Source organism: Chitinophagales bacterium (assembly GCA_040877935.1).
In the GTDB taxonomy this organism is placed as follows: Bacteria; Bacteroidota; Bacteroidia; order Chitinophagales; family CAIOSU01; genus JBBDNB01.
In genome coordinates this window covers 14,791-36,976 of the sequence record JBBDNB010000023.1, presented here as the reverse complement: position 1 = coordinate 36,976, position 22,186 = coordinate 14,791, and the positions used below count along the sequence as shown (strand labels likewise).

General features: G+C 40.0%; 23 protein-coding genes. 10 read left to right on the top strand and 13 right to left on the bottom strand.

From position 1 onward, the window contains the following. The first annotated feature begins 25 nt into the window (after positions 1 to 25). Entirely contained in the window at positions 26 to 1,066 is a 1,041-nt protein-coding gene (locus tag WD048_05790; GenBank protein ID MEX0811708.1) for a DUF4340 domain-containing protein, read from the top strand. 56 nt (positions 1,067 to 1,122) lie between these two features. Here the strand turns inward: WD048_05790 and WD048_05785 are convergent, their stop codons facing one another. From WD048_05785 to WD048_05775, 3 genes are all read right to left on the bottom strand, one after another. Continuing rightward, positions 1,123 to 1,416: a DUF2442 domain-containing protein gene (locus WD048_05785; protein MEX0811707.1), complete on the bottom strand. Its 294-nt coding sequence runs from the start codon at positions 1,414 to 1,416 to the stop codon at positions 1,123 to 1,125. Further along, positions 1,413 to 1,718 (bottom strand): DUF4160 domain-containing protein, encoded by a 306-nt coding sequence (locus WD048_05780; protein MEX0811706.1) that lies wholly within the window; start codon positions 1,716 to 1,718, stop codon positions 1,413 to 1,415. Before WD048_05780 ends, WD048_05785 begins: the two co-directional genes overlap by 4 nt. Positions 1,719 to 1,821: 103 nt before the next feature. Continuing rightward, positions 1,822 to 3,714, bottom strand: a complete 1,893-nt coding sequence (locus tag WD048_05775; GenBank protein ID MEX0811705.1) for a S9 family peptidase — start codon at positions 3,712 to 3,714, stop codon at positions 1,822 to 1,824. Between the two features lie 55 nt (positions 3,715 to 3,769). Between WD048_05775 and WD048_05770 the strand changes: the two genes are divergently transcribed. Beyond that, entirely contained in the window at positions 3,770 to 4,552 is a 783-nt protein-coding gene (locus tag WD048_05770) for a cyclase family protein (protein MEX0811704.1), read from the top strand. Between the two features lie 13 nt (positions 4,553 to 4,565). Here the strand turns inward: WD048_05770 and WD048_05765 are convergent, their stop codons facing one another. After that, positions 4,566 to 5,870: an ABC transporter permease gene (locus WD048_05765; GenBank protein ID MEX0811703.1), complete on the bottom strand. Its 1,305-nt coding sequence runs from the start codon at positions 5,868 to 5,870 to the stop codon at positions 4,566 to 4,568. A 7-nt stretch (positions 5,871 to 5,877) separates the two neighbouring features. Next, positions 5,878 to 6,777, bottom strand: coding sequence for an ATP-binding cassette domain-containing protein (locus WD048_05760; protein MEX0811702.1), 900 nt, complete (start codon positions 6,775 to 6,777; stop codon positions 5,878 to 5,880). Positions 6,778 to 6,839: 62 nt separating this feature from the next. Between WD048_05760 and WD048_05755 the strand changes: the two genes are divergently transcribed. Further along, positions 6,840 to 7,430: a hypothetical protein gene (locus WD048_05755; protein ID MEX0811701.1), complete on the top strand. Its 591-nt coding sequence runs from the start codon at positions 6,840 to 6,842 to the stop codon at positions 7,428 to 7,430. Here the strand turns inward: WD048_05755 and WD048_05750 are convergent. Beyond that, positions 7,427 to 8,536, bottom strand: a complete 1,110-nt coding sequence (locus tag WD048_05750; GenBank protein ID MEX0811700.1) for a glycosyltransferase family 1 protein — start codon at positions 8,534 to 8,536, stop codon at positions 7,427 to 7,429. The two genes, WD048_05755 and WD048_05750, sit on opposite strands and share 4 nt — an antisense overlap. A 72-nt stretch (positions 8,537 to 8,608) precedes the next feature. Between WD048_05750 and WD048_05745 the strand changes: the two genes are divergently transcribed. Both WD048_05745 and WD048_05740 read left to right on the top strand, forming a co-directional pair. Next, a complete protein-coding gene (locus WD048_05745; GenBank protein ID MEX0811699.1) occupies positions 8,609 to 10,057 on the top strand; it encodes an oligosaccharide flippase family protein in 1,449 nt (482 codons plus the stop codon). 206 nt (positions 10,058 to 10,263) lie between these two features. Then, positions 10,264 to 10,842: a hypothetical protein gene (locus tag WD048_05740; protein MEX0811698.1), complete on the top strand. Its 579-nt coding sequence runs from the start codon at positions 10,264 to 10,266 to the stop codon at positions 10,840 to 10,842. Positions 10,843 to 10,929: 87 nt separating this feature from the next. Here the strand turns inward: WD048_05740 and WD048_05735 are convergent, their stop codons facing one another. The 3 genes from WD048_05735 to WD048_05725 form a co-directional block, all read right to left on the bottom strand. After that, positions 10,930 to 11,778: a DUF2911 domain-containing protein gene (locus tag WD048_05735; protein MEX0811697.1), complete on the bottom strand. Its 849-nt coding sequence runs from the start codon at positions 11,776 to 11,778 to the stop codon at positions 10,930 to 10,932. 122 nt (positions 11,779 to 11,900) lie between these two features. Further along, a complete protein-coding gene (locus WD048_05730) occupies positions 11,901 to 12,302 on the bottom strand; it encodes a MerC domain-containing protein (protein ID MEX0811696.1) in 402 nt (133 codons plus the stop codon). A 46-nt stretch (positions 12,303 to 12,348) separates the two neighbouring features. Further along, complete coding sequence (locus WD048_05725) at positions 12,349 to 13,293, bottom strand: UDP-3-O-(3-hydroxymyristoyl)glucosamine N-acyltransferase (protein MEX0811695.1); 945 nt, start codon at positions 13,291 to 13,293, stop codon at positions 12,349 to 12,351. Between the two features lie 60 nt (positions 13,294 to 13,353). Here WD048_05725 and gcvT point away from each other — a divergent pair, with 60 nt between their 5' ends. The 5 genes from gcvT to WD048_05700 all read left to right on the top strand — a co-directional run bounded on the left by gcvT (position 13,354) and on the right by WD048_05700 (position 16,148). After that, positions 13,354 to 14,439: a glycine cleavage system aminomethyltransferase GcvT gene (gene gcvT / locus WD048_05720; GenBank protein MEX0811694.1), complete on the top strand. Its 1,086-nt coding sequence runs from the start codon at positions 13,354 to 13,356 to the stop codon at positions 14,437 to 14,439. A gap of 155 nt (positions 14,440 to 14,594) precedes the next feature. Further along, positions 14,595 to 15,221 (top strand): hypothetical protein, encoded by a 627-nt coding sequence (locus WD048_05715; GenBank protein ID MEX0811693.1) that lies wholly within the window; start codon positions 14,595 to 14,597, stop codon positions 15,219 to 15,221. Continuing rightward, positions 15,215 to 15,799 carry a hypothetical protein gene (locus WD048_05710; GenBank protein MEX0811692.1) on the top strand — a complete coding sequence of 195 codons (585 nt, stop codon included), beginning with the start codon at positions 15,215 to 15,217 and terminating at the stop codon, positions 15,797 to 15,799. Before WD048_05715 ends, WD048_05710 begins: the two co-directional genes overlap by 7 nt. Beyond that, positions 15,777 to 15,914, top strand: coding sequence for a hypothetical protein (locus WD048_05705; GenBank protein ID MEX0811691.1), 138 nt, complete (start codon positions 15,777 to 15,779; stop codon positions 15,912 to 15,914). Before WD048_05710 ends, WD048_05705 begins: the two co-directional genes overlap by 23 nt. Next, positions 15,915 to 16,148, top strand: coding sequence for a hypothetical protein (locus WD048_05700; GenBank protein MEX0811690.1), 234 nt, complete (start codon positions 15,915 to 15,917; stop codon positions 16,146 to 16,148). An 86-nt stretch (positions 16,149 to 16,234) separates the two neighbouring features. On the opposite strand, the gene WD048_05695 is transcribed toward WD048_05700, so the two are convergent. From WD048_05695 to uvrB, 4 genes are read right to left on the bottom strand one after another with little or no spacing between them, the layout of a single operon-like run. Continuing rightward, positions 16,235 to 16,996 (bottom strand): 3-oxo-5-alpha-steroid 4-dehydrogenase, encoded by a 762-nt coding sequence (locus WD048_05695; GenBank protein ID MEX0811689.1) that lies wholly within the window; start codon positions 16,994 to 16,996, stop codon positions 16,235 to 16,237. A 16-nt stretch (positions 16,997 to 17,012) separates the two neighbouring features. Then, positions 17,013 to 18,209: a hypothetical protein gene (locus tag WD048_05690; GenBank protein MEX0811688.1), complete on the bottom strand. Its 1,197-nt coding sequence runs from the start codon at positions 18,207 to 18,209 to the stop codon at positions 17,013 to 17,015. Positions 18,210 to 18,215: 6 nt separating this feature from the next. Then, positions 18,216 to 20,135, bottom strand: a complete 1,920-nt coding sequence (locus tag WD048_05685) for a T9SS type A sorting domain-containing protein (protein ID MEX0811687.1) — start codon at positions 20,133 to 20,135, stop codon at positions 18,216 to 18,218. Further along, complete coding sequence (gene uvrB, locus WD048_05680; protein MEX0811686.1) at positions 20,125 to 22,170, bottom strand: excinuclease ABC subunit UvrB; 2,046 nt, start codon at positions 22,168 to 22,170, stop codon at positions 20,125 to 20,127. The genes WD048_05685 and uvrB overlap by 11 nt, the downstream gene beginning before the upstream one ends. Positions 22,171 to 22,186: the final 16 nt, after the last annotated feature.

Below are 22,186 nucleotides of genomic sequence, written 5' to 3'. Positions count from 1 at the left end.
TCATTTGAACTTGAAATTTGAAAACTTGAAAGTAAAAAACATATTCTTTATACTGGTTTTTATACTCATTGCAGCTTTGAGTATCTATATTCTGTGGGAACAAAAACAGAAAAATCAAGTACCTGATGAAAAAGACTTTGCTGTTGAAAACCCGGATGAGCTCGTAAAGATTTTTCTGGCAGATAAAAGTAGCGGAAATACAATTTTACTTGAAAAACAAGAAAATAGCTCATGGCTATTGAATAAAAAATACCGCGCAATGCCTGAAAAGATTGATGTGTTGATAAGCACACTCAAAAATGTTCAGGTCAATTATCCTGTGCCTGACTCGCAGTGGGATATGGTAGTGAAGGATCTTGCTACAAATGCAGTAAAAGTAGAATTGTACAAAGAAAAGAGCCACCCTTTCAAAACCTATTTTGTAGGACGTGCACCCGCAAATAGTCATGGTGCTTTTATGATTATGCAGGTAGATGGCAGAACTGCTAAGAGGCCTTATGTTTGTCATATTCCCGGCTACGTTGCCGAGTTGAAAAGTCGCTATTTTACTGATGAGCTGGACTGGCGTGACTTGAATATTTTTCGTTATCAACTGGGCGACATCAAAGAAGTAAGCCTCTATTATCCCAAAGATCCAGCGGCCTCATTTCGCATTAGACAAAATGAAGAACAGGTCGTGCTAATGCCCTACAACGATACCTTGCCTGAAATAAAAGGGGAAGTCAATGCTGCATTGATAACTGAATATCTCAGCTTTTTCAAAAAATTAAATGCCGAGGGTTTTGCAGAAAATTACGAAAAGAAAGATTCCATTCTTTCCAATGAACCCATAGCAATTCTTGAAGCTAAGGGAAAAGGTGGCCGCAGTGATAAACTAAAGGTTTTCTATATGCCGCTAAACAAACGCTCCTCTATGCAATACACTCCTTCAGGAAAAGATATAAACAGAGACCTGGAGAATTATTATGCACTTTACAATGGAGAAGCTTTTTTCACCATACAGGATTTTGTTTTTGGAAAGACCTTTAAAAGGTATGAGCAGTTTTTTGTTAGGCCAGTTCAGTAACAGAAAATGATGATTTAGCAGCCCTATTTATGTAATGGCAGTATGACTTCTGAAAGCTAATCTAAATCCTTCAGAATATTATTGTTGTACAAATCCCAAATGGGAAAAATCAAATCATAATCATTCCAGTTTAAATTTCCATCAACTATATCAAATTTTGCAAAAACCGATTCATCCAAGTATTTCTTAATGGAAGGATGCACTGCATTTTTTAAGAAAGGCTTGAAATCAATTATTTTTTCCGTACCATCATTGAACTGAATGCGGATCACATAATCAGCCAAATACTTAGCCGATACAATCTTCAGCACCAATTCATCTTGTTTTGTGTAATCAACTGATATTTTCATTTTAGTTTTTTTGATATTTTTTCAAAATCTACATTTTTATGGTAAACAAAATAATCTACCCACTTTTTTACTACCTCATCTGCAAATTTTGACAAGAAGATTTGAAAATTCTTTAAGTCTTTTCCTGATAATGGTTTTGCTCCTTTTACATTTTTAATTTTTATTTCATGAATTTTACCATCCACTATATAAAACTCTGCTTTGCTTTCAAACTCCCCTTTTCTAGCATGAACATGAATAGGGTCGTGTTCATTTGAATAAAAAAATATCAAAACCCCTAAATACTCAAAAATTTTAGGCATGTGCTTACTTTTATCCAAATATAATAAGACCTATTAAAGTTTCAATTATACCGCGGAAAGAGTCAGCAGCCTTAATCAGCAATTTGGAAAGACAGCTATATCCCTACAAATACAATTTCAAAAATCCACAAAGTGCACGGTAGAATTCAAAGCGGTTTTCTTCATTTCTAAAACCATGCCCCTCATTTTCTTTCACCAGGTAAGGCACTTCAATGTTTTTTTCCTTTAGGGATTTTACAATTTGATTGGATTCCTCAATATTTACCCTCGGGTCTTTTGCACCTTGCACCACAAATAGTGGACATTGTATTTTATCGATGTGAAAAACAGGCGAAGCAGCATGCATCATTTCCTTATCTGTTTCGTCATTGGGATTGCCCACCATTTCATACATCATTTCCTTGTAGGGTTTCCAGTAGGGCGGAAAGGTTTCCATAAATGTGAACAGATTTGAAACGCCCACATAATCAATGGCACAGGTATAAAGTTGAGGCGTAAAGGCAATTCCTGCCAGCGTAGCATAACCGCCATAACTGCCTCCGTAAATGGCAATTCTTTCGGGATCTGCAATGCCTTCATCAATCAGCCACTGCACACCATCACTGATATCATCCTGCATTTTCATGCCCCATTGTTTAAAGCTGCTTTCCCAGAATTTTCGCCCATATCCGATTGAGCCTCTAAAATTCATCTGCAATACTGCATAGCCTCGGTCGGCCAAAAGTTGCACTTCCGGGTTAAATCCCCAAACATCTCTGTGCCAGGGGCCGCCATGCGGATTGATCACAACAGGAAGGTTTTCAGCTTTAGTGTTTTTGGGCAAAGTAAGATAGCCGTGAATGCTCAAACCATCGCGGCTTTTATAAGTTATTGGCTTCATTTCAGCCATTTCCTCTTCTTTCAAAAGCGGATTGACTTCTGAAAGATGTATGAGCTTTTTTTCCGGCCAGTCAAGTAGATAATAATCTCCAAGTGAACGGTCGCTGTATGTGCGAACGATAAATTTTTCCTCTGCCTTGTCTGAATCTGCAATTACAATTTCATAATTGCCCAGTTCTTTTCTTAGAAAACTAAAAATAGCTTTAGTCTCATTGTCTAAGAATATACGTTCACGTTTTTCTCCTGTATAAGAAATAGCGGTGAGTACTTTTCGCTTTTCGGAATAGTGCAGTCCGTCTAAATCGTAATCGGGATTTTCGCCCAGTACTTCCATTTCTTTTCCATCATCAGGATTCAGTTTGATTACGGCAGTTTTGTCTCTGCCCAGGTTTGACAAAGCATAAAGCGCTTTATTGTCAAATGTGAAAAACAGCGGTTGCACTGTTTCTTTAAAATTGGTAGTAATAATTGTATGAAAATCATCGGCAGTATTTGCTCTGTAAAGAATATTGCTGTTGACGCCATCACTCATACTCAGCGCTACCCTTATTTCTCCATTGTGATCGGGCAGCCAGCCCATTATAGGCAATTCGGGATTGTTGTTCTCTGCCAGTTGTTTCAGTTTACCGGTGCTGATATTGATCAAGTAGGGCTCAAATAATTGCGGGTTGTTTTTGTTCATGCCAATGATCAGTTCTTCATCTCTATCTTCCAGATCATCGATCAATTCTACTTTTACCCCTTCAAAAGGAGTGAGGTCTTTTTCGCTTTTCCCTGCTTTGTCTGTTACAAAAAGGTGGTGGTTTTCATCGCCACCATCGTCCATCATATAAACCAGCTGATTGTTATTGACCCAGGTATAGCCCGGGATATCGCGTTCTTTCTGTGATGTGATGCGTTTGATTTTATCTGAGCTGTATTCTTTCACAAAAATATTCATGCGCTTTTCCCAGGGTGCGAGCCAGGCAATCCATTTGCCATCGGGAGAAATCCTGAATTGAGCCTTTTCCGGGTTTTGAAAGAAATCTTCGACCGGTCTTCCGCCTTTGTCTGCTTCTATCAACTGTTCTATCAATCTTTCATCAATAAGTTCTGCTGCTGTGGGAGTGTCATTCATAATTTTAGTTTTTATCAAAACGCTTAATTGCATAAATTTAAGCTTATTCATTTCAATGACTAAATTCTCTGAAGCAATGCTGGCGAAAATCTCACATAATGACCAAATGTTCAAAGTGAATTTGGACAAGCCGCTGGATATTTCCATTCCGTTGCATCCGAACAAAAACTGTGTAAATGCTTTTTTTGCACCTATGCCTGAAGCAGAGCCGGTTCGCGCAGGAGATTTTGTGGGCAGTACTCAAGAAGGAGGTCCAGTAAATTTTTACAATGTACACATCAACCCACATGGCAATGGTACACATACAGAATGTGTGGGACACATCGCAAAGGAATTTTACTCTATTAATGAAAATTTGAAGAAGTTTTTCGCCCTTGCCAAATTGATTAGTATTAAGCCGGTAGAAATGAGCAATGGTGATTTAATGATTACCACTTCGCAATTGACAAAAGCATTAAAAGACTCAGATGCTGAAGCACTGATAGTTAGAACACTACCCAATGACCGTTTGAAATTGGTGGCCAAATATTCCGGTAAAAACCCGCCTTATTTTGAGCCTGAGGCACTGGCATATCTTGCAGAGGAAAATATTCAGCATCTACTGGTGGATCTGCCCTCGGTGGATAAAGAAGAGGATGGTGGAGCACTGGCCGCACACAAGGCTTTTTGGCAATATCCCTTTTACACCCGGAAATCAGCTACAATTACCGAACTGATTTATGTACCCGATTCCATTTCTGACGGTAATTATTTGCTCAACCTGCAAATCTGCCCGCTGGAATTGGACGCTTCTCCAAGCAAGCCGGTTTTGTATAAGATTATTGGGGATGGGGTATGAGATTATTAACAGATCATTCATTAGAAAATATCCATTTGCCCAATTCGAGCAGGCTGACTTTTTTTCCGTAGAGCAAAATTCCCGTTCGGTATATTCTCCCTGCGATCCATACCGTACCGAGGAAACCAAGCACCAAGCAAAGCATGGAGAGCAGTATCTCCCAGGTAGCAGGGCCAAAAGGCAGGCGCGCCATCATTACAATGGGAGAAGTGAATGGAATAATAGAGCCCCAAAATGCCAATCCGCTTTCGGGCTCCTGAATTACCGATGTCATAATAAAAATGGATGCGATAATCGGAATGGACACAATAAAATTCAGGGACTGCATATCACCATCATCGTTGGAAGCTGCGCCAATAGCTGCAAACAAAGCCCCATAGATCAGATAGCCAAAAACAAAAAAGAAAATAAAATAAAGAAACATGGCTCCAAAATCTACACCCTGTAGGCTTTCGAGAATGCGAGCTACTTCCTCGGGATCCATGCCGCCCATAGCTGCGGTATCTGCCTGTGTTTTTGACATTTCCATCAGTTTATCGCTAAACATAAGCGTTAATCCAAATTGAGTGATTATGATCAAAACACCCCATAGCAAAAATTGTGTGAGCCCAACTCCACCTACACCAATGATTTTCCCAAGCATCAACTGAATGGGTTTCACGGAAGAGGACATTACCTCTACCACACGGTTGGTTTTTTCTTCCATCACCCCTTTCATCACCATTGAGCCATAAATAAAAAGGGCTATGTAAATAATAAAGCCCATCACATACCCCATTACCGTAGCAAGTGCAGTGCTTCCTGATTTTTCTTCGCCTTCTGCCCCAAAAACTTTCGATTCAATCCGCACATCAATATTTTCCAGTTGCCTTAGAAAATCCTTGTCCAGATTGGCCTGTTCAATTTTAATATTTTTCAGGTTTTCCTTGATCTGGGCTTCAATATAGCTGAGGGAACGCAGTCCGAGTTGTTTGTTGGAGATATACATTATACCTCGTGGATTGTCCATATTCTTAATAGGCGGAATAAAGAGAATACCATCGTAGTTGTCCTCCTGAAAATTGTCTCGATACGCTTCCAGTTCTTTGTTTTCCTTGAAGAAATAGAGCGTTTGACTGTCTTTAAAACCCTTTTCAAACAAACCACTATTGTCAATAACTGCCACTCGCTTTTTGGAATCGCTGTAGCCCGAAATCAAAATGGCCGCCAGAAAAAACAAAGCAAAGCCAAAAGGTGCCAGCAATGTGATAATGATAAATGATTTTTTGCGCACTCTGGTAATGTATTCGCGCTGTATGATGAGCCAGGTTTTTTTCATTGTTCAATTATTTTGAAACCTCTCTAATGAAAATTTCATTGATTCGAGGCAGCACTTCATTAAAGCTTTTAATTTCTATGCCACTTGCCAGCAAATCTTTAAGCAAAGCATTCGTAGAAGAAATATTTTCTTCAGCTTGCAGAATAAGCGATTGTTCTTGCTGTTCTACAATATTGTAATTTTTTGTAATTGTGTCAGGTAAAGCACCATAGTATTCAATTTCAAATCGATTTTGCTTATAGCGCTGTTTGATTTCCGCTACTTTTCCACTTAATATATTTTTCCCCTGATTTATCAGCACAATCTCCTCGCAAATTTCCTCAACCGATTCCATATTGTGGGTTGAAAATATAATGCTTGTGCCTTTGCTCTTTAATTCGTAAATCTCTTTTTTGATCAGGTTGGCATTTACTGGATCCAGACCGGAAAATGGCTCGTCTAAAATCAACAATTTGGGTTCGTGGATAACAGTAGCGATAAACTGGATTTTTTGCTGCATGCCTTTCGAAAGCTCTTCTATTTTTTTATTCCACCAATCTACTACGCCAAATTTTTCCAGCCATTCATCTATTTTTTGCCGGGCTACTTTTTTTGAAAGACCTTTGAGCTGTGCCAGGTACATCAGGTGTTCGCCAACTCTCATTTGTCGGTAAAGTCCGCGTTCTTCAGGCATATACCCAATCACTTCTCTGTGTTTGAGCTTTAATAGTTCGCCATCAATGTATATCTTTCCCGAATCGGCTTTTAAAATATTGGTGATGATGCGGATCAATGTTGTTTTTCCTGCACCATTTGGTCCCAGTAGCCCAAATATTGTATTGGCAGGAACTGAAAAGCTTATGGCATCATTTGCTTTATAATCTCCATAAGTTTTATTGACAGATTCTAAAACTAAAATTTCTTTCATTTGTATTATGTATCTAAATGATGGCGCAAAGATACTGTTTTGAAAATGATAAAAAACCGCTTATGAAAAGCATTCGATTGATATTTGTTGTGGGAATGATTCACTTGATTTTAATGCCTGCTTTGGCTCAGGAAAGCAACTTGGCAGAAGACTGGAAGGCTTTTGAACAAAGAAACAAACAAATCAGCAAAAGAGGAATGATCAGCCTGGGAAGCTGGGGCTTGGCAAATATGGTGTCGGGTAGTATTGCTGCACCGATTACTGAAGGTGCACAGCGAAATTTTCACTTGATGAACCTGAGCTGGGGAGCAGTGAATTTTGCAATTGCCTTGCCTAGTTTAATTTCTTATATGAAAAAGAAAGAAGTGGAAACTGATCCGCTTCAAATTTCTAAAAGTTTCAGAAGCAGCAAAACGGTTTATTTGCTCAATGCCGGACTGGATGTTGGTTATACGCTTTCCGGTTTGTGGATGTATGAACGCTCAAAACGCATTGCTAAGCCAGAAAGAGCAGAGATGATCAAGGGATTTGGTTATTCTGTAATGTTGCAAGGCATTTATTTGCTCACGTATGATGCCGTGATGTATGGCATTTATGCTTCCAGGAATAAAAAGCAGGATGAGTTGATGAAAAGGAGCCTTGTTAAGTTTTAACTCATCATCTTCTCAAAAGCAGCCCATAGTTTATCAGCTGTTTTGTCCCATGAGAATTTCATTTGTTGTTCTTCAGATTTTTCAATCAGTGCTTTTCGCAGTTCTGGATTTTCATATATCCGGGTCATAGCATCTGCAATTTCAGCAGGTTTGTTAGGGTTGCATAGCAAGCCCGCATCTCCTGCTACTTCGGGCATAGAACTTGTTTTGGAAGTAATTACCGGAGTTTTACAGCGCATGGCTTCAATAATTGGAATGCCAAAACCTTCGAATAAAGAAACATAAACCAGTGCTAGTGCATTTTGCATCAATACGGACAATTGCTGAGGAGTCTGATGGTCAATAAACTGCACATCATCTTTGAACTGCATATTTTCCCAGACCAACAGATCTTGCTCATATCTCCAGGCTTTTCTTCCGGCTACTATTAGTTGAACAGGGGTATTGGTTTTTGCTTTAAAGCTGTCAAATGCCCTGAGAATATTTCCCAGATTCTTGCGCGGTTGAATGGCTCCTGCAAAAAGAAAATAAGACTGCTCAATTTTTGTAGAATGATTTGAAGCATTATCTGTTTTGAATTTGTCATTTACACCATTGTAAACCACATCAATTTTATTTTCAGAAACTCCGTAATGTTTTACGATATCTTGTTTTGAATAATTAGAAACAGTGGCTATGCGCTTTGCAGCTTTTGCAAATTTGGGCATAAAGTAGCGGTAGTATTTTCTATCCCACCAATTGATATGTTCGGGGAAATGCTCAAAAGCCAGGTCGTGAATCACCAATAATGTAGGAACATCTGTAGAGAGGCTCATAAACCCATCACTGGAAATAAAAGCATCAGCTTTGTGTTTTTTTAATGCATTTTTCACTGACCACTCGAACCAAACATAAAATAGCAAGGGATGGCGTGCCGGTGGATAAAGGACTATTGGTGTTATATTATCGGAAAAAATAAACTCCTGTGAGTAGGGACGGTCAAAAAAGAAGATGAATTCGTGCTCGGGATGATTGCGTGTAATGCGTTTCAAAGTCTCATGAGTGAACCACCCGATGCCCTCCAATTGTCCTGAAAGTAAAAAACGGGTGTTCACAGCAATTTTCATATAGCGGGATTAAAATTTCAATTTACGGTTGCTCACTGCAATAATATTTATTTTTAAGGCTTAATTAGAGAAATGACACGAAAATTTGTCTCTCATCTTGGGTTTCTGCTGTTTGTCAATTTGCTTGTCAAACCATTCTGGATTTTTGGAATTGACAGGGTGGTGCAAAACCAGGTAGGTGCAGCCGAGTATGGCAACTATTTTTCGCTGTATAACTTTTCTGTATTGTTGTATGTATTGCTCGATTTTGGCATTAGCAACTTCAACAACAGGGAAGTATCTTCTAATGAAGGCAGCCTGATGGAAAACCTCGGCACTTTGTTTTTACTTAAAATGTTCCTGAGTTTTTTTTATCTGGCACTTACACTTTTAGCAGCATACCTGGTGGGTTTTGAAGGACAACAATTGTACTGGCTTTTAATTCTGTGTATGGGGCAAGTCTTTCTTTCTTTCCTGCTGTTTTTCAGATCGGGGATGGCTGGCCTTCAGGCTTTTCGAGAAGATGCCTGGCTTTCGGTCAGCGACAGAGTACTGATGATTCTCCTGGTCGGCAGCCTATTAATTTCACTTTCAGATGCCTTTGAAATTCAATATTTTATATACCTGCAAACACTCTCCTGGGGCCTTACAGCTATTTTTGCCTTTGCTTGGCTTTTGCGCAAAGCCGGTGAAGTCAGCTGGAATTGGGAAAGTAAATCCATTCTTCCACTGCTCAGCGCTACTGCCCCTTTTGCTTTTGTAGGGTTGTTAATGTCAATTTACAGCCGCATAGATGGGGTGATGATTGAGCGTATGCTGGGTGATCAGGGAGCTGAGGAAGCGGGTATATATGCTGCTTCATTTCGCTTGCTCGATGCAGTAAATATGTTTGCTTATTTGTTTGCGTCTTTATTGCTGCCAATGTTTTCCAGAATGTTGTCCAAAGGAGAATCTATAGTGGCACTGCTCGGGTTGGGTGCGCGCTTGCTGGGCGGGGCAGCTTTGTTGCTTTGCCTGGGGAGCTATTTCTATGGGAAGGAATTGATGTTTTTGCTATATCCCGCAGCTGATTTGTATTATTCTGAAGTTTTTGTTTTGCTGATCAGTTCCTTTTTTGGAACAGCTATGGTATATGTTTTCGGCACCTTGCTTTTAGCCGGCAAGAAACTAAAATTGCTCAACAGCATTGCACTCACAGGGGCATTCCTGAATATTTTGCTCAATTACTTATTAATTCCCGAATACGGGGCATATGGTGCTGCGGCTGCAACATTAATGACCCAGGTATTGGTAGGTGCAGCGCAAATTATTAGTGTATGGATAAATTTTTCTATTCCTTTTAGATTAAACTACTTAGTTCAGATTTTCACATTTACAACAGCTTTGGTTTTACTTGCTATGCTTTTGCAAACATTTGATATGCACTGGATAATAAGTCTGCTGATATGGTTGGCTGCATCTTTGCCACTGGCATTTTTCACGACTTTCTTCCCCAGTATTGGCAAATTAAAATTGCTTTGGAGTGAACGCAATAAATACTGAGTTTTTAATTTTAATTGTCCGAAAATGATTATTGTTAAGCCTTGTTAAATCTTGTCTTAATGGATTTTTAACGTAATTTATCACAATAATGATTCTAAGTTTTTGATATACCGGAATAACTTTACAACTTTAATCAGGACAGAACTATTGTGAGTTTGTTTTAATGCTTACTATACTATTTATTCAATCATTAAAAATTACACGTTATGAAGAAGGGAATATTAATTTCAGCAGTTTTAAGTTTATGCATCATTTTCACAACAGAAAATGTAAATGCCCAAGATGAAATCAGAGGGTTTAATAAAGGAAAAGTAGTGCCCCAATTAGGTATCGGACTTGGTGGCTACGGATATTATCCCGGAGTGGCAGTAAGAAGAGGCTTTACCATTCCCGTAGTTTTCGGAATAGAAGGCGGTGTGCACGATTATGTAGGCGTGGGCGGATATTTCGGAGTTGCTACCAGAAGGTACAATAGCAGAACGCGCAGGGCAACTACCCTAAGCACGGGTGCCAGAGGTACTTTCCACTTCTACAATATGATCGAGGATTTGACCGGAGCTGACCTCTTTACTGACAAATTGGATATTTATGTAGGCGTACTTATGGGCTATGAACAAAACCTTTATTCCCATGAGGTCAATTCCAGAGGCCGCTTTTTTGGTGGCGGTATGGTTGGCATTAGATACTATCCTACTTCCGTATTTGGAGTATATGCCGAGGTTGGTCGAAATGTATTGTCATTCATCAATTTAGGAGTTGCCTTTAGATTGGGAAGAAAGAATTAGAAAAGTAACATTATAACAATTAAAAAGCCGCATAGCTTAATTGATATGCGGCCTTTTTTATTTGTGTTAGTTAATTGCTTAAGGGCATTATTTTTTAGCACTCCACTCTTTTATGGCTTGCTCGTTTAAATGGATATAATGTCCATACTCTGCTGCTTTTGCAAGATCAAGTGATTGATTTGCAGTTTTTATAGCCCCTTTATAATCACCAATTGCAGCCTGAATTTTAGCTTTATTGTGCAGCATCCAGAACTTGGGTTCTTCTTCCATTGCTACAGCTTTATTTACCCATTCTAAAGCTTGTTTTAAATCTTTGTCATTGTTGTAATAGTACATAGCTGCATCGTAATAAGTTCTTGAACTCACTCCTGCCATTGCTGTTTTGATAGCATCCATTACCAGTGCTTCTACTTCGGTCTCAACTTTAAATTCAACCTTTGTTTTATCCCATGAAAGTCGAGTTACAAGGCTTTCATCTGTAATGTCATTAAATGAAATAGCAAATCTTTCAACTTTTTCGCAAGTACTTGAAGGTTTCACATCAATTTCAAGTGCATTATCAGCAGCATTAAATGTGCCTGTACTCGCATTGGCATCTCTGTTGAAATAAACTTTCCATACATTTTCAGCAGGTACAGTAAACAAGGAATATTCACCTGCAGCAAGGTCATTTCCGTTTATCTTTACATCATCTTCAAAAGTAATTTTTGTTGCAGCATTTGCTCCTGTACGCCACAATTCGTTATAAGGTACCAATTCACCGAAAATCACACGTTCCTTAACACCGGGACGAGAGTACTCTACCGTAACTTCATTCAATCCGAATGCCTGTGAGGTTTTAGCAAGTGGACTGGGTTTTGGGGTACTGATTTGTGCGGTAGCAAAAAATGTCATTGAAATAAATACAATTGACATAAAGATGTTTAATCGTTTCATAATCTGTTTGTTTTGGTTTAAAATGTTTATCGGTCAAAGCCGAAATGTAAAAATTAATTGATCAATAGCCTAAAAATAGTCAATTGAATCAATGATTAATAAATAACTTGTATTAAGCTATGTTAAGATGCAGAGGAAACACTGCAAGCTTGAAAACTGTTCTTAAGTTTCCAGTTCCAAAGGTGAGCGCCTGAAAGCATTATGCCACCAAGCAATAACATGAATATTTCGATTAGATTTCCGTGGCTCAGGTGTGCAAGAGCAATAAGTGAAAAGCCGAAAAAAGCAAGCAGCAGAGGTCCTTTTTGATGATGCAATTTCACTGATGGAATCAATGACCAAGCAGCAAATATTGCTGCTGAAGCTAAAATCAAAATTTCAAATCCGATGTTGTCTATAAAAGGGAAAGTGCCTAACGCAGTGTAACTGAGCATTACAGGAGGTAATATACAATGCACAGCGCAAATCACAGAAGTGGATATGCCAAGTATATCAAGTATGTTTTTGCGATTTCCTTTTTCCATATTAATGCAATAGTGTTGCAAAAATAAAAGGAATTATTGAGAAAAACTATTGTTTGCGCCATTCATCTATCAAATCGGGCAATTTTCTGAGTGCAGCCATTCTGCGCCATACATTTCTTGCCTCTTCCGCAGGAGCACCAAAATAAGTTTTGCCTCCTTCCAGGTTTTTTGACACCGCAGAGGTTGCCAATATAGTAACTTTGTTGCCTATTTTCAGATCTTTGGAAATACCTACCTGCCCCCAGATTATTGCTTCATCGCCAATTATGGTCTTTCCTGCAATACCCACCTGTGCAGCGAGCAGGCAATTTTTTCCAAGCACTACTCCATGTGCAATATGTACCATGTTGTCCAATTTAGAGCCTGTTCCGATTCGTGTTATTCCACTTACGCCTCTGTCAATGGTGCAGCCCGAACCAATTTCCACATTATCTTCAATGACAACTTTTCCACAAGATTCCAGCTTTTCAAAATACCCGTTTTCAGCTTTCCGGGTTTTGTAATAAAAAGCATCACCACCGATTACCGTATTGGGCTGAATAATCACATTGTCGCCAATTTCTGAATAGTCGTTGATCGTGACATTGGCATGAATCAGACAGTTCTTGCCGATTTTCACATGATTGCCAATAAAAACACCGGGCTGGACAATCGTATTCATTCCAATTGTAGCACTTTCAGCTATCATTTGCGATGCAGGCTCAAAAGGACTGAAATGTTGCACCAGGCGATTGTAATCACTAAAAGGATTGGGGGAAATAAGCAGTGCCTTTCCTTCAGGACATTCTACTTCTTTATTGATTAAAATCGTAGTGGCAGCCGAATTGAGCGCCTTGCTGTAATATTTTTCTACATCTACAAAAGTAAGGTCACCTCGCTCTACTTTGTGAATTTCATTGATACCGGTGATCATATGTTTTTCCGAACCTATATATTTGAGATCAAGTATTTCGGCCAGTGCTTTTAATGAAATGGGCTTTTTTATCTGCATCCTACAAATGTAGAACTTTGTCCTTTATTTGATAGTTTTGCGGGAGCAGAAAAAATATCCATGAAAAAGACAGCACTCACCCAAAAACACATCGATCTCGGAGCTAAGATGGTAGAATTTGCAGGCTACTCCATGCCCGTAATCTACAGCAGCATTAATGAAGAACACAATACAGTACGCAATGCTGTGGGTGTTTTTGATGTCAGCCACATGGGTGAATTTTTAATCACTGGAGAAAAAGCACTCGATTTGCTGCAAAAAATCAGCAGCAATGATGCTTCTAAAATGACACCTGGAAAAGCACAATACTCCTGTTTGCCCAACGGAAAAGGTGGAATAGTGGATGATTTTCTCACTTATATGATCGATGAAAACAAATATTACCTCGTTGTAAATGCTTCCAATATTGAAAAAGACTGGAACTGGATCAGCTCACAAAATGATATGGGGGTTGAAATGAAAAACCTCTCGGATGAAACCACTTTGCTGGCTGTTCAGGGGCCAAAAGCGACCGAAACACTCCAAAAATTAACCGATATCAATTTGGGCGACATTCCTTATTATAATTTCACGGTAGGCAAATTTACCGGAGTAGATGATGTAATTATCTCAGCAACGGGCTATACAGGTGCCGGAGGTTTTGAATTGTATATTCCCAATGCTGCTGCCGAAAAAGTTTGGGATGCAGTTTTTGAAGCAGGCAAAGAATTTGGCATAAAACCCATTGGTCTTGGAGCCAGAGATACACTGCGGCTGGAAAAAGGATTTTGTCTTTATGGCAATGATATTGATGATACTACCAGTCCACTTGAAGCCGGCCTGGGCTGGATAACCAAACTGAAAAAGGAAGCTGATTTTATCGATAAGGATTTCTTGAAAAAGCAAAAGGCCGAAGGGATAAATCGTAAGCTTGTTGCCTTTGAAATGACCGAAAGAGGTATTCCCCGAAAAGACTACCCGATATTGGATAGCGAAGGAAATGAAATAGGAAAAGTTACCAGTGGCACACAATCTCCTACTCTGGGCAAAGCAATTGGTCTGGGTTATGTGAAAACTGAATTTTCCGAACTGGATACGGAAATTAAAATTGCTATTCGCAACAGACAAATCGCAGCTAAGATTGTGAAACTTCCTTTTGTAAAATGACCTGAAAGTAAGTTTCTAAAAACCTTATTTATAAAATATCAAGCATTTCTTCAATGAAGGGAGCAGCTACTTGAACGCACTTAAAAATATATTATTACATCGGTAATATTTGAGAAATAACGACCGTTAGAGAAGCAACACCAAAAATTAAAGCTATGATCCGTTCACTCTTTTTACTTATTATTTGCTTTGGTCTCATTTCTGAAACCGAAGCACAGCGCGTTAAAAAAACACCCCAAAACGGTATGTTTTCCCTGGGCATGCGCAGCACCATCAGTGCATTTAATCATATGGATATAGAATCACCCGGACTGGGTTATGGTGCGCAGTTCAGATTGTTCTTTCATCCCAGGATCAATACAGAGTGGTATGCAGATTACCTCACTTCATCGGTGGGAGATATAGCGCAGCGAAATGATGCGCATGTGGGTTGGTCGGTAATGTTCTACTTTTTGGATCAACCTGATTTCACACCGCTTTTTAAGCCTTACCTGGTAACGGGCCATTGCTTTGATTATACTAGCTACAAGGAATTAAAAGCCGGTGCACCAAAACACGACCGTTGGAGCGCGGCCATTCAAACTGGCGTGGGAACACACATCAATCTTACAGAGCGCTTTGACCTGAGTGTAGTGGGGCAATATATGTTTCACCTGGGGGATGATTTGCATGTGCATATTCACGAGGGTGAATTTGAAGTAGATCAGCACGGTGGCAATAGTTTGGAAGGACATTTTCTATTTACATTGAGTTTGAATTATAAAATCGCAGAGTTATGGTAGTTCGAAAAAGTTTATTGACAGGAATTGTAATATTGCTTTGTGCAGGAATTGCTTTTGCACAGGAACCTTATGCAGGAAAAGGACTCTTGCGTATGCAGGGAACTTTGGCTCCCGCTTACCAGCCGGGCTTGAAAGTGACCAACTTTTACTTGCACGGGGATTTGGAATACTATGTAGAAGATAAGATATCCATTCGTGCCGATTCTTATATTTTTCTTGGCAGCCAGCAGAAGCCGGCAATCTTTGACCAAAAAATTATGAGTTTTTTCGGGGCGATGTACCATTTCCCCCATAAACGCATCGATCCATTTGTGGGCATTCAGCCGGGAATAGCAATTTCCAGTGTGAATTACACCTCTCCCGAAGGAAATAATACCACTTCCGACATGGCCATAAGTCCGTTGATCAGCCCAATAGCGGGTGTAAACCTTTATGTGGGAAAAGTGATCCATTTCTTTGCGGTAGTGCGCTATATGTATGGCCGGCACATGTCCGATGCGCCTGAAGCAGTTTCCATGAGCGAGATCAATGGTTCTTTTGGACTGGGCTTTAATTTTGGCAGAAGAAATAGAAGGTAAGAACCTGTGGGTGTGGGACAAATTTCCATTGAGTTTTCATACTACGGTTTTTGAAATGGATTACAAATCCATGAAATTACTTTTGGAATCGAAATCAGAAAGAGCTGCTTCGTAATTGCTAATCAAAGGCAATCTTTCGTCTTCAGAATTGCTTTGGCTTGAAACCAAACTTGAATATCTGCTTTTGCCCTGGAAAATCGATCTGTCAACTTTACACCAAATTGACAATCCCGATCTTTTGAAACATATTGATCAGGTAGGAAAAGAATTTTACAATAGGGAAAAACAAGCTGTTTTGAAAGAACCTAAAGCTCCGTATTCCAATAATTCCAAGCCTTCTAAAAGCTAAGCTTGTGTCAAGTCAACCAGCGAATAAAGGTCTGACGGCTATAAATAGCTGCATAATGCCGTCTGACCTTTTGGGTTAAAGTGGTATTATAGTACAAAAGGAATCACTGCCTTCCGTTCTTTTGGATATTCCTTAAAATAGGAATTATACCAGCGGTGATGGTCGAGTGCTCGGGGCAAAAGGTTTGCCCAAGTCCAAATGGCAAAGGAAAGCGTGGGCATGCTCCAGGTCATCAATGCCCAGCCTGTCCATTCTATTATTTCGCCAAATAAATTGGGAGAAGAAACATAGCGAAAAAGTCCGCCATTTGGGATTTTATACCCGGTGCTGCCATCCTTGCGAAGTGAGATCAGATGGTAATCGTGCCAAATATTGATAAATGCGCCCAAAAGAAACAAGCCCAACCCGATCAGAAATCTCGGATCTGTAATCCAGGCCTGGGAATATTCTGCCAAATAGCCCAGAAAATATCCGTTTACAGTTCCATTCATAATATTGAATCCCAATGCAGATATGGCTATCAACAATGGCATTTCCTTTCCCTTGCCGCGCATCATAAATGGCCAAATGAAGGTGCGGTGGACATAATGTAAATTGAACAACAAAAAGAAAACGCCCACTACTGAAAAAAGGGAGTTTTCTCCCGTAAACACAAAATAACTAAAGATCAAAGGGGAAGGCAGCTCCATCAAAACCCAGCCCCATTTGGCGGGCAACATCAGACTGATCTTCTTTGTGTGCCGTCCATAGGGAGCGGTTACTTTTAGGGCTATAGGAAATACGATTATAGCCAGGCCAATCCAGATGTAAACAATGGTGTGGAAATGTTGGTATAAAAAGTTGAGCATATTTTTAAATGATTATTTACACCAAAAAAACCAACTGCAAAAAACCAGCGCCAAGCCCTAGCATTGCCCCAATTAAAATCAACAGCCACTCCTCTTCCTGGAAAATAGGATGCAGGGCACCTTCAAATTCCACAGCTGTCAATGCTTTCATGTTTAGCTCCAGATTACTTTGGATATCAATACTGATCAGATCCCTTTCCAACATATCTTTTACCGACAAGGGCAATACCTCAATAAATTCTGAAACCACCATATTTCGCACACTGGCATATTTTTCGGTACCGGCAACAAGCTTTAAAACTATGCGATCGGTAGTACCGGCTATTTCGTCAAAGCCTTCCTTTAAATGTTGCTGTGTAATTGCAATCAAGCGATCTGCTCCCTGGTTTTTTAAGACGTGATCGAAAATATTTCCAGGAGTTAATATTTCCTTTGCAAAAATCTCAGAATAAACTTCAGAAACCTCGGGCTGTCTTTTGATAAACATGCCCTGCAAAACAAATGGCCCGAACTTGTAGGGTTTCAGCGGGCGAAAAATCAGTTTTAAAGCCAGCCAGTTGGTCGCAAAACCAACAATCAAGCCACCCAATGGCAATATCCACCAATGATCAAATTGATTCCAGATCAACATTTGAATGCAGCCAAACAAAAAGCCAAAATAAATACCGGAGCGTTCTATGAATTTCAACTCCTTTGCTCCACAAGTTAGAAATACCCTGTTGAGCAAGGTCTTATCTCTTAATAATTCCTCTTTCAGCATTTTTTCAATGTCCAGTATCTGGTGAATGTTTTTTCTGAGTTGGGCAAAAAGCGACTCAATCATTCCGGGAAATTGCCTGCGGGCATTCGCGTAAATTTCTTCTTTTTTCTTCTGCGAAATCATTGTCCATATGATCGGCATCTGCTTGTCCATAGCCTGGTCAACTGTATTCCGTGCCAGTTCATCAAGCTGTGGTTCCATTTCCCGGGCAATCTGTTTCGGATCCAATTGAGAAAAAATGGCTTCGAGATCCATGAGTTTTTCGGTAATCAACTGCATCACATTATGCGCCAGTTTAGGCGCCTGTGAAGGAATGACACCCTGCCAGCCAAAAATCCACCAACCTTTGAATTCCAAGGGATAAAAAGTCATTTTCAATGCCAGCCAATTGGTTCCCCATCCTACCAGAGCAGCGATAAAAGGAATAAGCCATATTGACCAGCTGAAATCCATCAGCACTTAGTAATGAATGATCTTTTCGGAAAATATTTGTCGCCCATCTGAGCCCTTTGCCTGAATAATGTATTGACCTGATGACAGGTCTCTTAAGGAAAAAGAAAAATTGTGTTTGCCCTGTTTCACCCCATCTTCCCAGAAAATGTGCATCAATTTTCCCTGAATATCAAACAGCGCAATTTGTATTTTTTGTGATTTATTGAGTTCAAACTCAACATTGAATCGCTCACTTACAGGATTGGGAAATACCTTTACAAAGGGTTTGTTTTCAATCGCTTCATTTACCCCAACATTGAATGAGGAATCGGGACTTTGTACACCGGCAATCCAGGCGCGATTTCTCCCTCCCAAAGCACCACTCAGTGCATAATAGCCTGCAAGCCATACTTTCCCGGGTTCATCGAATTTTCGCTGAGAACCGGTATAGTCTCCCCAACGAGAATAGGTATCAGAAAGAGCACCAATACTTCCGCTACCCGTTTTTATACTCAGGCGATCAGAATAGCCAACACCGGCTTTGTAAAACAAAGCAGAGAATCCGGCAAAAGTGTCCCTTGAAACATGATTGAAACTGATTATTGCCTGTTCATCATATGTATTCAAACCCGTAAAACTGATATTGGGATAGCCAAATTCCATGCTGCCTTCCTTGAAAATATGCCCTTCAATGGTGGGGTTATTGCTGTAAATGTCATGAACGATTCCGTGATAAACTGTTGCGGTTCCGGAATCAGGATGCACTGTGTTTTGCACATAATGGATTTTCCCATTTTCCATAAATCCCCCTAAAACCCGTGCATCATTAGTTTGTAAAAATCGGCCGTTGTACTGCACTGCATCGGGTGGCAAACCATAAGCCGGATTGGCTTTGAGCACTTCCAAACTTAGTGAAACTCCGGGGTTGTCCAATTCCGCATTGAGATAAGCCAGGTAAATCGTGTCATTCTCCAACTCAAAACTGCGATTGGACAAAAAGAAAATATCAGGTCCTTTGATTTCAACACCGCCTTTTACCGGGTAAAGATTTCTGATGGCCTTGTTGTCGAAATAAAAATCATTCCAGTAGCGAGAGTCTAAATTTTGACCTGTGTAGCCACTTGCTTTGTTGATTTGCCAAAGCCCGGTTTCTTTAAAAAGAAATTTCCATCTGTCAATTTGACTAGTGGAAAATGTATCATTAATTAGTGCATTGATACTGATAAACAACTCATTTTCAGTAATGGCTACGGAAGGAAAATCAGACCAGGTGCCATCCTGAACCGGATCACCTGGCAATGCATATAAATGCCAGGGCTCGCGCGGATCAGCATCTGTAGAAAAGGCCACCACAATATTGCTGGTGCTGTCGGTGGTGCCGCTAAGCCAAACCATAATAAAACGATCTTCAAGGGGATCGTAAATGGCTTTGGGGTCGTACATATTTGCGGTAAGCCCAAGCGTATCGGCAAATGCTTCCAATGAAACCGAAAAAAGCAAAGTATCATCTTCCGAATCATAGGCCATAATATTGGAATTGATCACAGAAAGTAAAATCCCATTATTGGAAATGGCAATGTCATTGTCGCAAGGGATTCCAAAATTTTCAAAATTTCCTTCTGCTGAAAAATGCAAAATAGGTTGTGCCACATTTCCACTGCTGCGTCCTTCACTGTTTTTCTTTGAATTATTGTTCTTTTTCCGCTCTTGCTGTGGGATCAATTTTTTCTGCTCAATCAGCCATTGCTGCAGAGCTTTTCCCCCCGGAGGAGGAGCGACTTCTTCCAGCTTGGGCTGAAAATCCTTTTTGATCAATTTGGGCTGAACTGCCGTTCCTTTGGGAATGGTAACTCTTTGGGTTTTGTATTCAAAATCCTGTGCAGCCAATGGCGTAAAGCTAAACAGTGCCATAACTATGGCAACAGTCATTAGAAATTTATGCTTCATTTGTTTCGAATTTTTCTTTGTAAAGTAATTGCAACTGATACATCTCATCCCGCAACTGGGCTGCTTCGAGAAATTCCATTTTTTTAGAGGCCTTGAGCATTTTTTTACGTGTATTTTCAATTAGTTTTTTCAACTTTTCCTCATTCATATACTGAACCACAGGATCTGCTGCTATATTGGGGTGATCTGTTTCAGGAACCGCATAGCCCTCATCTTTTTGTTTTCTAATATCTAAAATAGCCGATTGTTTGTAAATCTCCTCTCGGGTTTTACTCACTGTTATTGGAGTAATATTGTGTTCTTCATTGTATTTCAATTGTTTTTCCCTGCGCCTGTTTGTCTCATCGATAGTGCGTTGCATTGATTTTGTAATTCTGTCGGCATACATAATTACCTTCCCTTCAGAGTTTCTTGCAGCACGTCCGGCAATCTGGGTTAATGAACGTTCAGATCTCAAAAATCCTTCCTTATCGGCATCGAGAATTGCAACCAGGGCCACTTCAGGTAAATCCAATCCTTCCCTGAGTAAATTCACGCCAACCAATACATCAAAAACACCCAAACGCAAATCGCGCAATATTTCCACACGCTCCATGGTATCTACCTCTGAGTGGATGTATCGTGTTTTGACCCTAATATTGCTGAGGTATTTTGTCAGCTCTTCTGCCATGCGTTTGGTCAAAGTAGTAGTCAATACGCGAAAACCTTTTTTAATGGTTTCATCAATTTCATCCAGCAGGTCATCAATTTGATTCAAACTCGGACGAACTTCAATTGGAGGATCAAGCAAACCTGTGGGACGAACCACCTGTTCAACAATTACACCTCCGGAGTCATTCAATTCATAGTCGGCAGGTGTTGCACTCACATAAATCACCTGATTGATCATCGTCTCAAATTCCTCAAAATTCAAGGGTCGGTTGTCCAGCGCAGAAGGCAATCTGAAACCGTATTCTACCAGGTTCATCTTTCTGGCCCGGTCTCCCCCGTACATAGCACCAATCTGTGGAATCGTTACATGGCTTTCATCTACAACCATCAAATAATCATCCGGGAAATAATCCAGCAAACAAAAGGGACGATCGCCTCTATGTCTTTGATCTAAAAAACGTGAATAATTTTCAATGCCTGAACAATAGCCCAGCTCTTTGATCATTTCCACATCAAAATTCACCCTTTCTTCCAGTCGTTTGGCCTCCAGCGGTTTTCCTATATCCCTGAAATAATCCACTTGTGCCTGCTTTTCCAGCATAATCTCATCCAAAACCTGCCCCATTCTGTCCTTTGGCCCGATATAAAGATTGGCTGGAAAAATAGCGATATCATCCATTTCCTGCATGGTATCTCCGGTCTCCGGATCAAATTGTTCTATTTCTTCAATTTCATCACCAAAAAATATCAGCCGATAAGCATAATCTGCATAAGGCAAAAAGATATCTACAATATCACCTTTTACCCTGAAATTGCCCCGATTAAACTCTCCCTCACTTCTTGAGTACAGCCCATCCACCAATTGATAGAGCAATGCATTTCTGCTGATTGTATCGCCCCTGGAAAGCCTTATTACTCGGTCTTTATATTCTACAGGATTGCCCATGCCGTAAATGCAGGAAACCGAAGCCACAACAATAATGTCTCTTCGACCGGATAGTAAACTGGAAGTGGTTTTCAGGCGCAATTTTTCTACCTCAGCATTGATAGAAAGGTCCTTTTCAATATATGTGTCTCTGCTGGCAATATAGGCCTCAGGCTGGTAATAATCATAATAGGAAACAAAATATTCAACAGCATTGTCGGGAAAAAATTGTTTCAGTTCTCCGTAAAGCTGCGCAACAAGAGTCTTGTTATGACTCAGTACCAGCGTGGGTTTTTGTACTTCCTGTATTACATTCGCTACGGTGAAAGTTTTACCGGAACCAGTAACACCAAGCAGGGTTTGCGCCTTATCGCCTGAGCTCATCGCCTCTACCAGTTGACTGATTGCATTGGGCTGATCGCCTGTGGGTTTATATGAAGAAACTAACTTAAAATCCATAAACTATAAAATTAGC

Excerpts from the sequence above, each read along its gene's own strand:
- WD048_05735 (MEX0811697.1), bottom strand. The coding sequence starts at position 11,778 with ATGAAACGATTAAACATCTTTATGTCAATTGTATTTATTTCAATGACA.
- WD048_05755 (MEX0811701.1), top strand. The coding sequence starts at position 6,840 with ATGAAAAGCATTCGATTGATATTTGTTGTGGGAATGATTCACTTGATT.
- WD048_05770 (MEX0811704.1), top strand. The coding sequence starts at position 3,770 with ATGACTAAATTCTCTGAAGCAATGCTGGCGAAAATCTCACATAATGAC.
- WD048_05730 (MEX0811696.1), bottom strand. The coding sequence starts at position 12,302 with ATGGAAAAAGGAAATCGCAAAAACATACTTGATATACTTGGCATATCC.
- WD048_05740 (MEX0811698.1), top strand. The coding sequence starts at position 10,264 with ATGAAGAAGGGAATATTAATTTCAGCAGTTTTAAGTTTATGCATCATT.
- WD048_05725 (MEX0811695.1), bottom strand. The coding sequence starts at position 13,293 with ATGCAGATAAAAAAGCCCATTTCATTAAAAGCACTGGCCGAAATACTT.
- WD048_05765 (MEX0811703.1), bottom strand. The coding sequence starts at position 5,870 with ATGAAAAAAACCTGGCTCATCATACAGCGCGAATACATTACCAGAGTG.
- WD048_05690 (MEX0811688.1), bottom strand. The coding sequence starts at position 18,209 with ATGGATTTCAGCTGGTCAATATGGCTTATTCCTTTTATCGCTGCTCTG.
- WD048_05710 (MEX0811692.1), top strand. The coding sequence starts at position 15,215 with ATGGTAGTTCGAAAAAGTTTATTGACAGGAATTGTAATATTGCTTTGT.
- WD048_05785 (MEX0811707.1), bottom strand. The coding sequence starts at position 1,416 with ATGAAAATATCAGTTGATTACACAAAACAAGATGAATTGGTGCTGAAG.
- WD048_05775 (MEX0811705.1), bottom strand. The coding sequence starts at position 3,714 with ATGAATGACACTCCCACAGCAGCAGAACTTATTGATGAAAGATTGATA.
- WD048_05695 (MEX0811689.1), bottom strand. The coding sequence starts at position 16,996 with ATGCTCAACTTTTTATACCAACATTTCCACACCATTGTTTACATCTGG.
- WD048_05750 (MEX0811700.1), bottom strand. The coding sequence starts at position 8,536 with ATGAAAATTGCTGTGAACACCCGTTTTTTACTTTCAGGACAATTGGAG.
- gcvT (MEX0811694.1), top strand. The coding sequence starts at position 13,354 with ATGAAAAAGACAGCACTCACCCAAAAACACATCGATCTCGGAGCTAAG.
- WD048_05745 (MEX0811699.1), top strand. The coding sequence starts at position 8,609 with ATGACACGAAAATTTGTCTCTCATCTTGGGTTTCTGCTGTTTGTCAAT.
- WD048_05685 (MEX0811687.1), bottom strand. The coding sequence starts at position 20,135 with ATGAAGCATAAATTTCTAATGACTGTTGCCATAGTTATGGCACTGTTT.
- WD048_05780 (MEX0811706.1), bottom strand. The coding sequence starts at position 1,718 with ATGCCTAAAATTTTTGAGTATTTAGGGGTTTTGATATTTTTTTATTCA.
- WD048_05760 (MEX0811702.1), bottom strand. The coding sequence starts at position 6,777 with ATGAAAGAAATTTTAGTTTTAGAATCTGTCAATAAAACTTATGGAGAT.
- WD048_05715 (MEX0811693.1), top strand. The coding sequence starts at position 14,595 with ATGATCCGTTCACTCTTTTTACTTATTATTTGCTTTGGTCTCATTTCT.
- uvrB (MEX0811686.1), bottom strand. The coding sequence starts at position 22,170 with ATGGATTTTAAGTTAGTTTCTTCATATAAACCCACAGGCGATCAGCCC.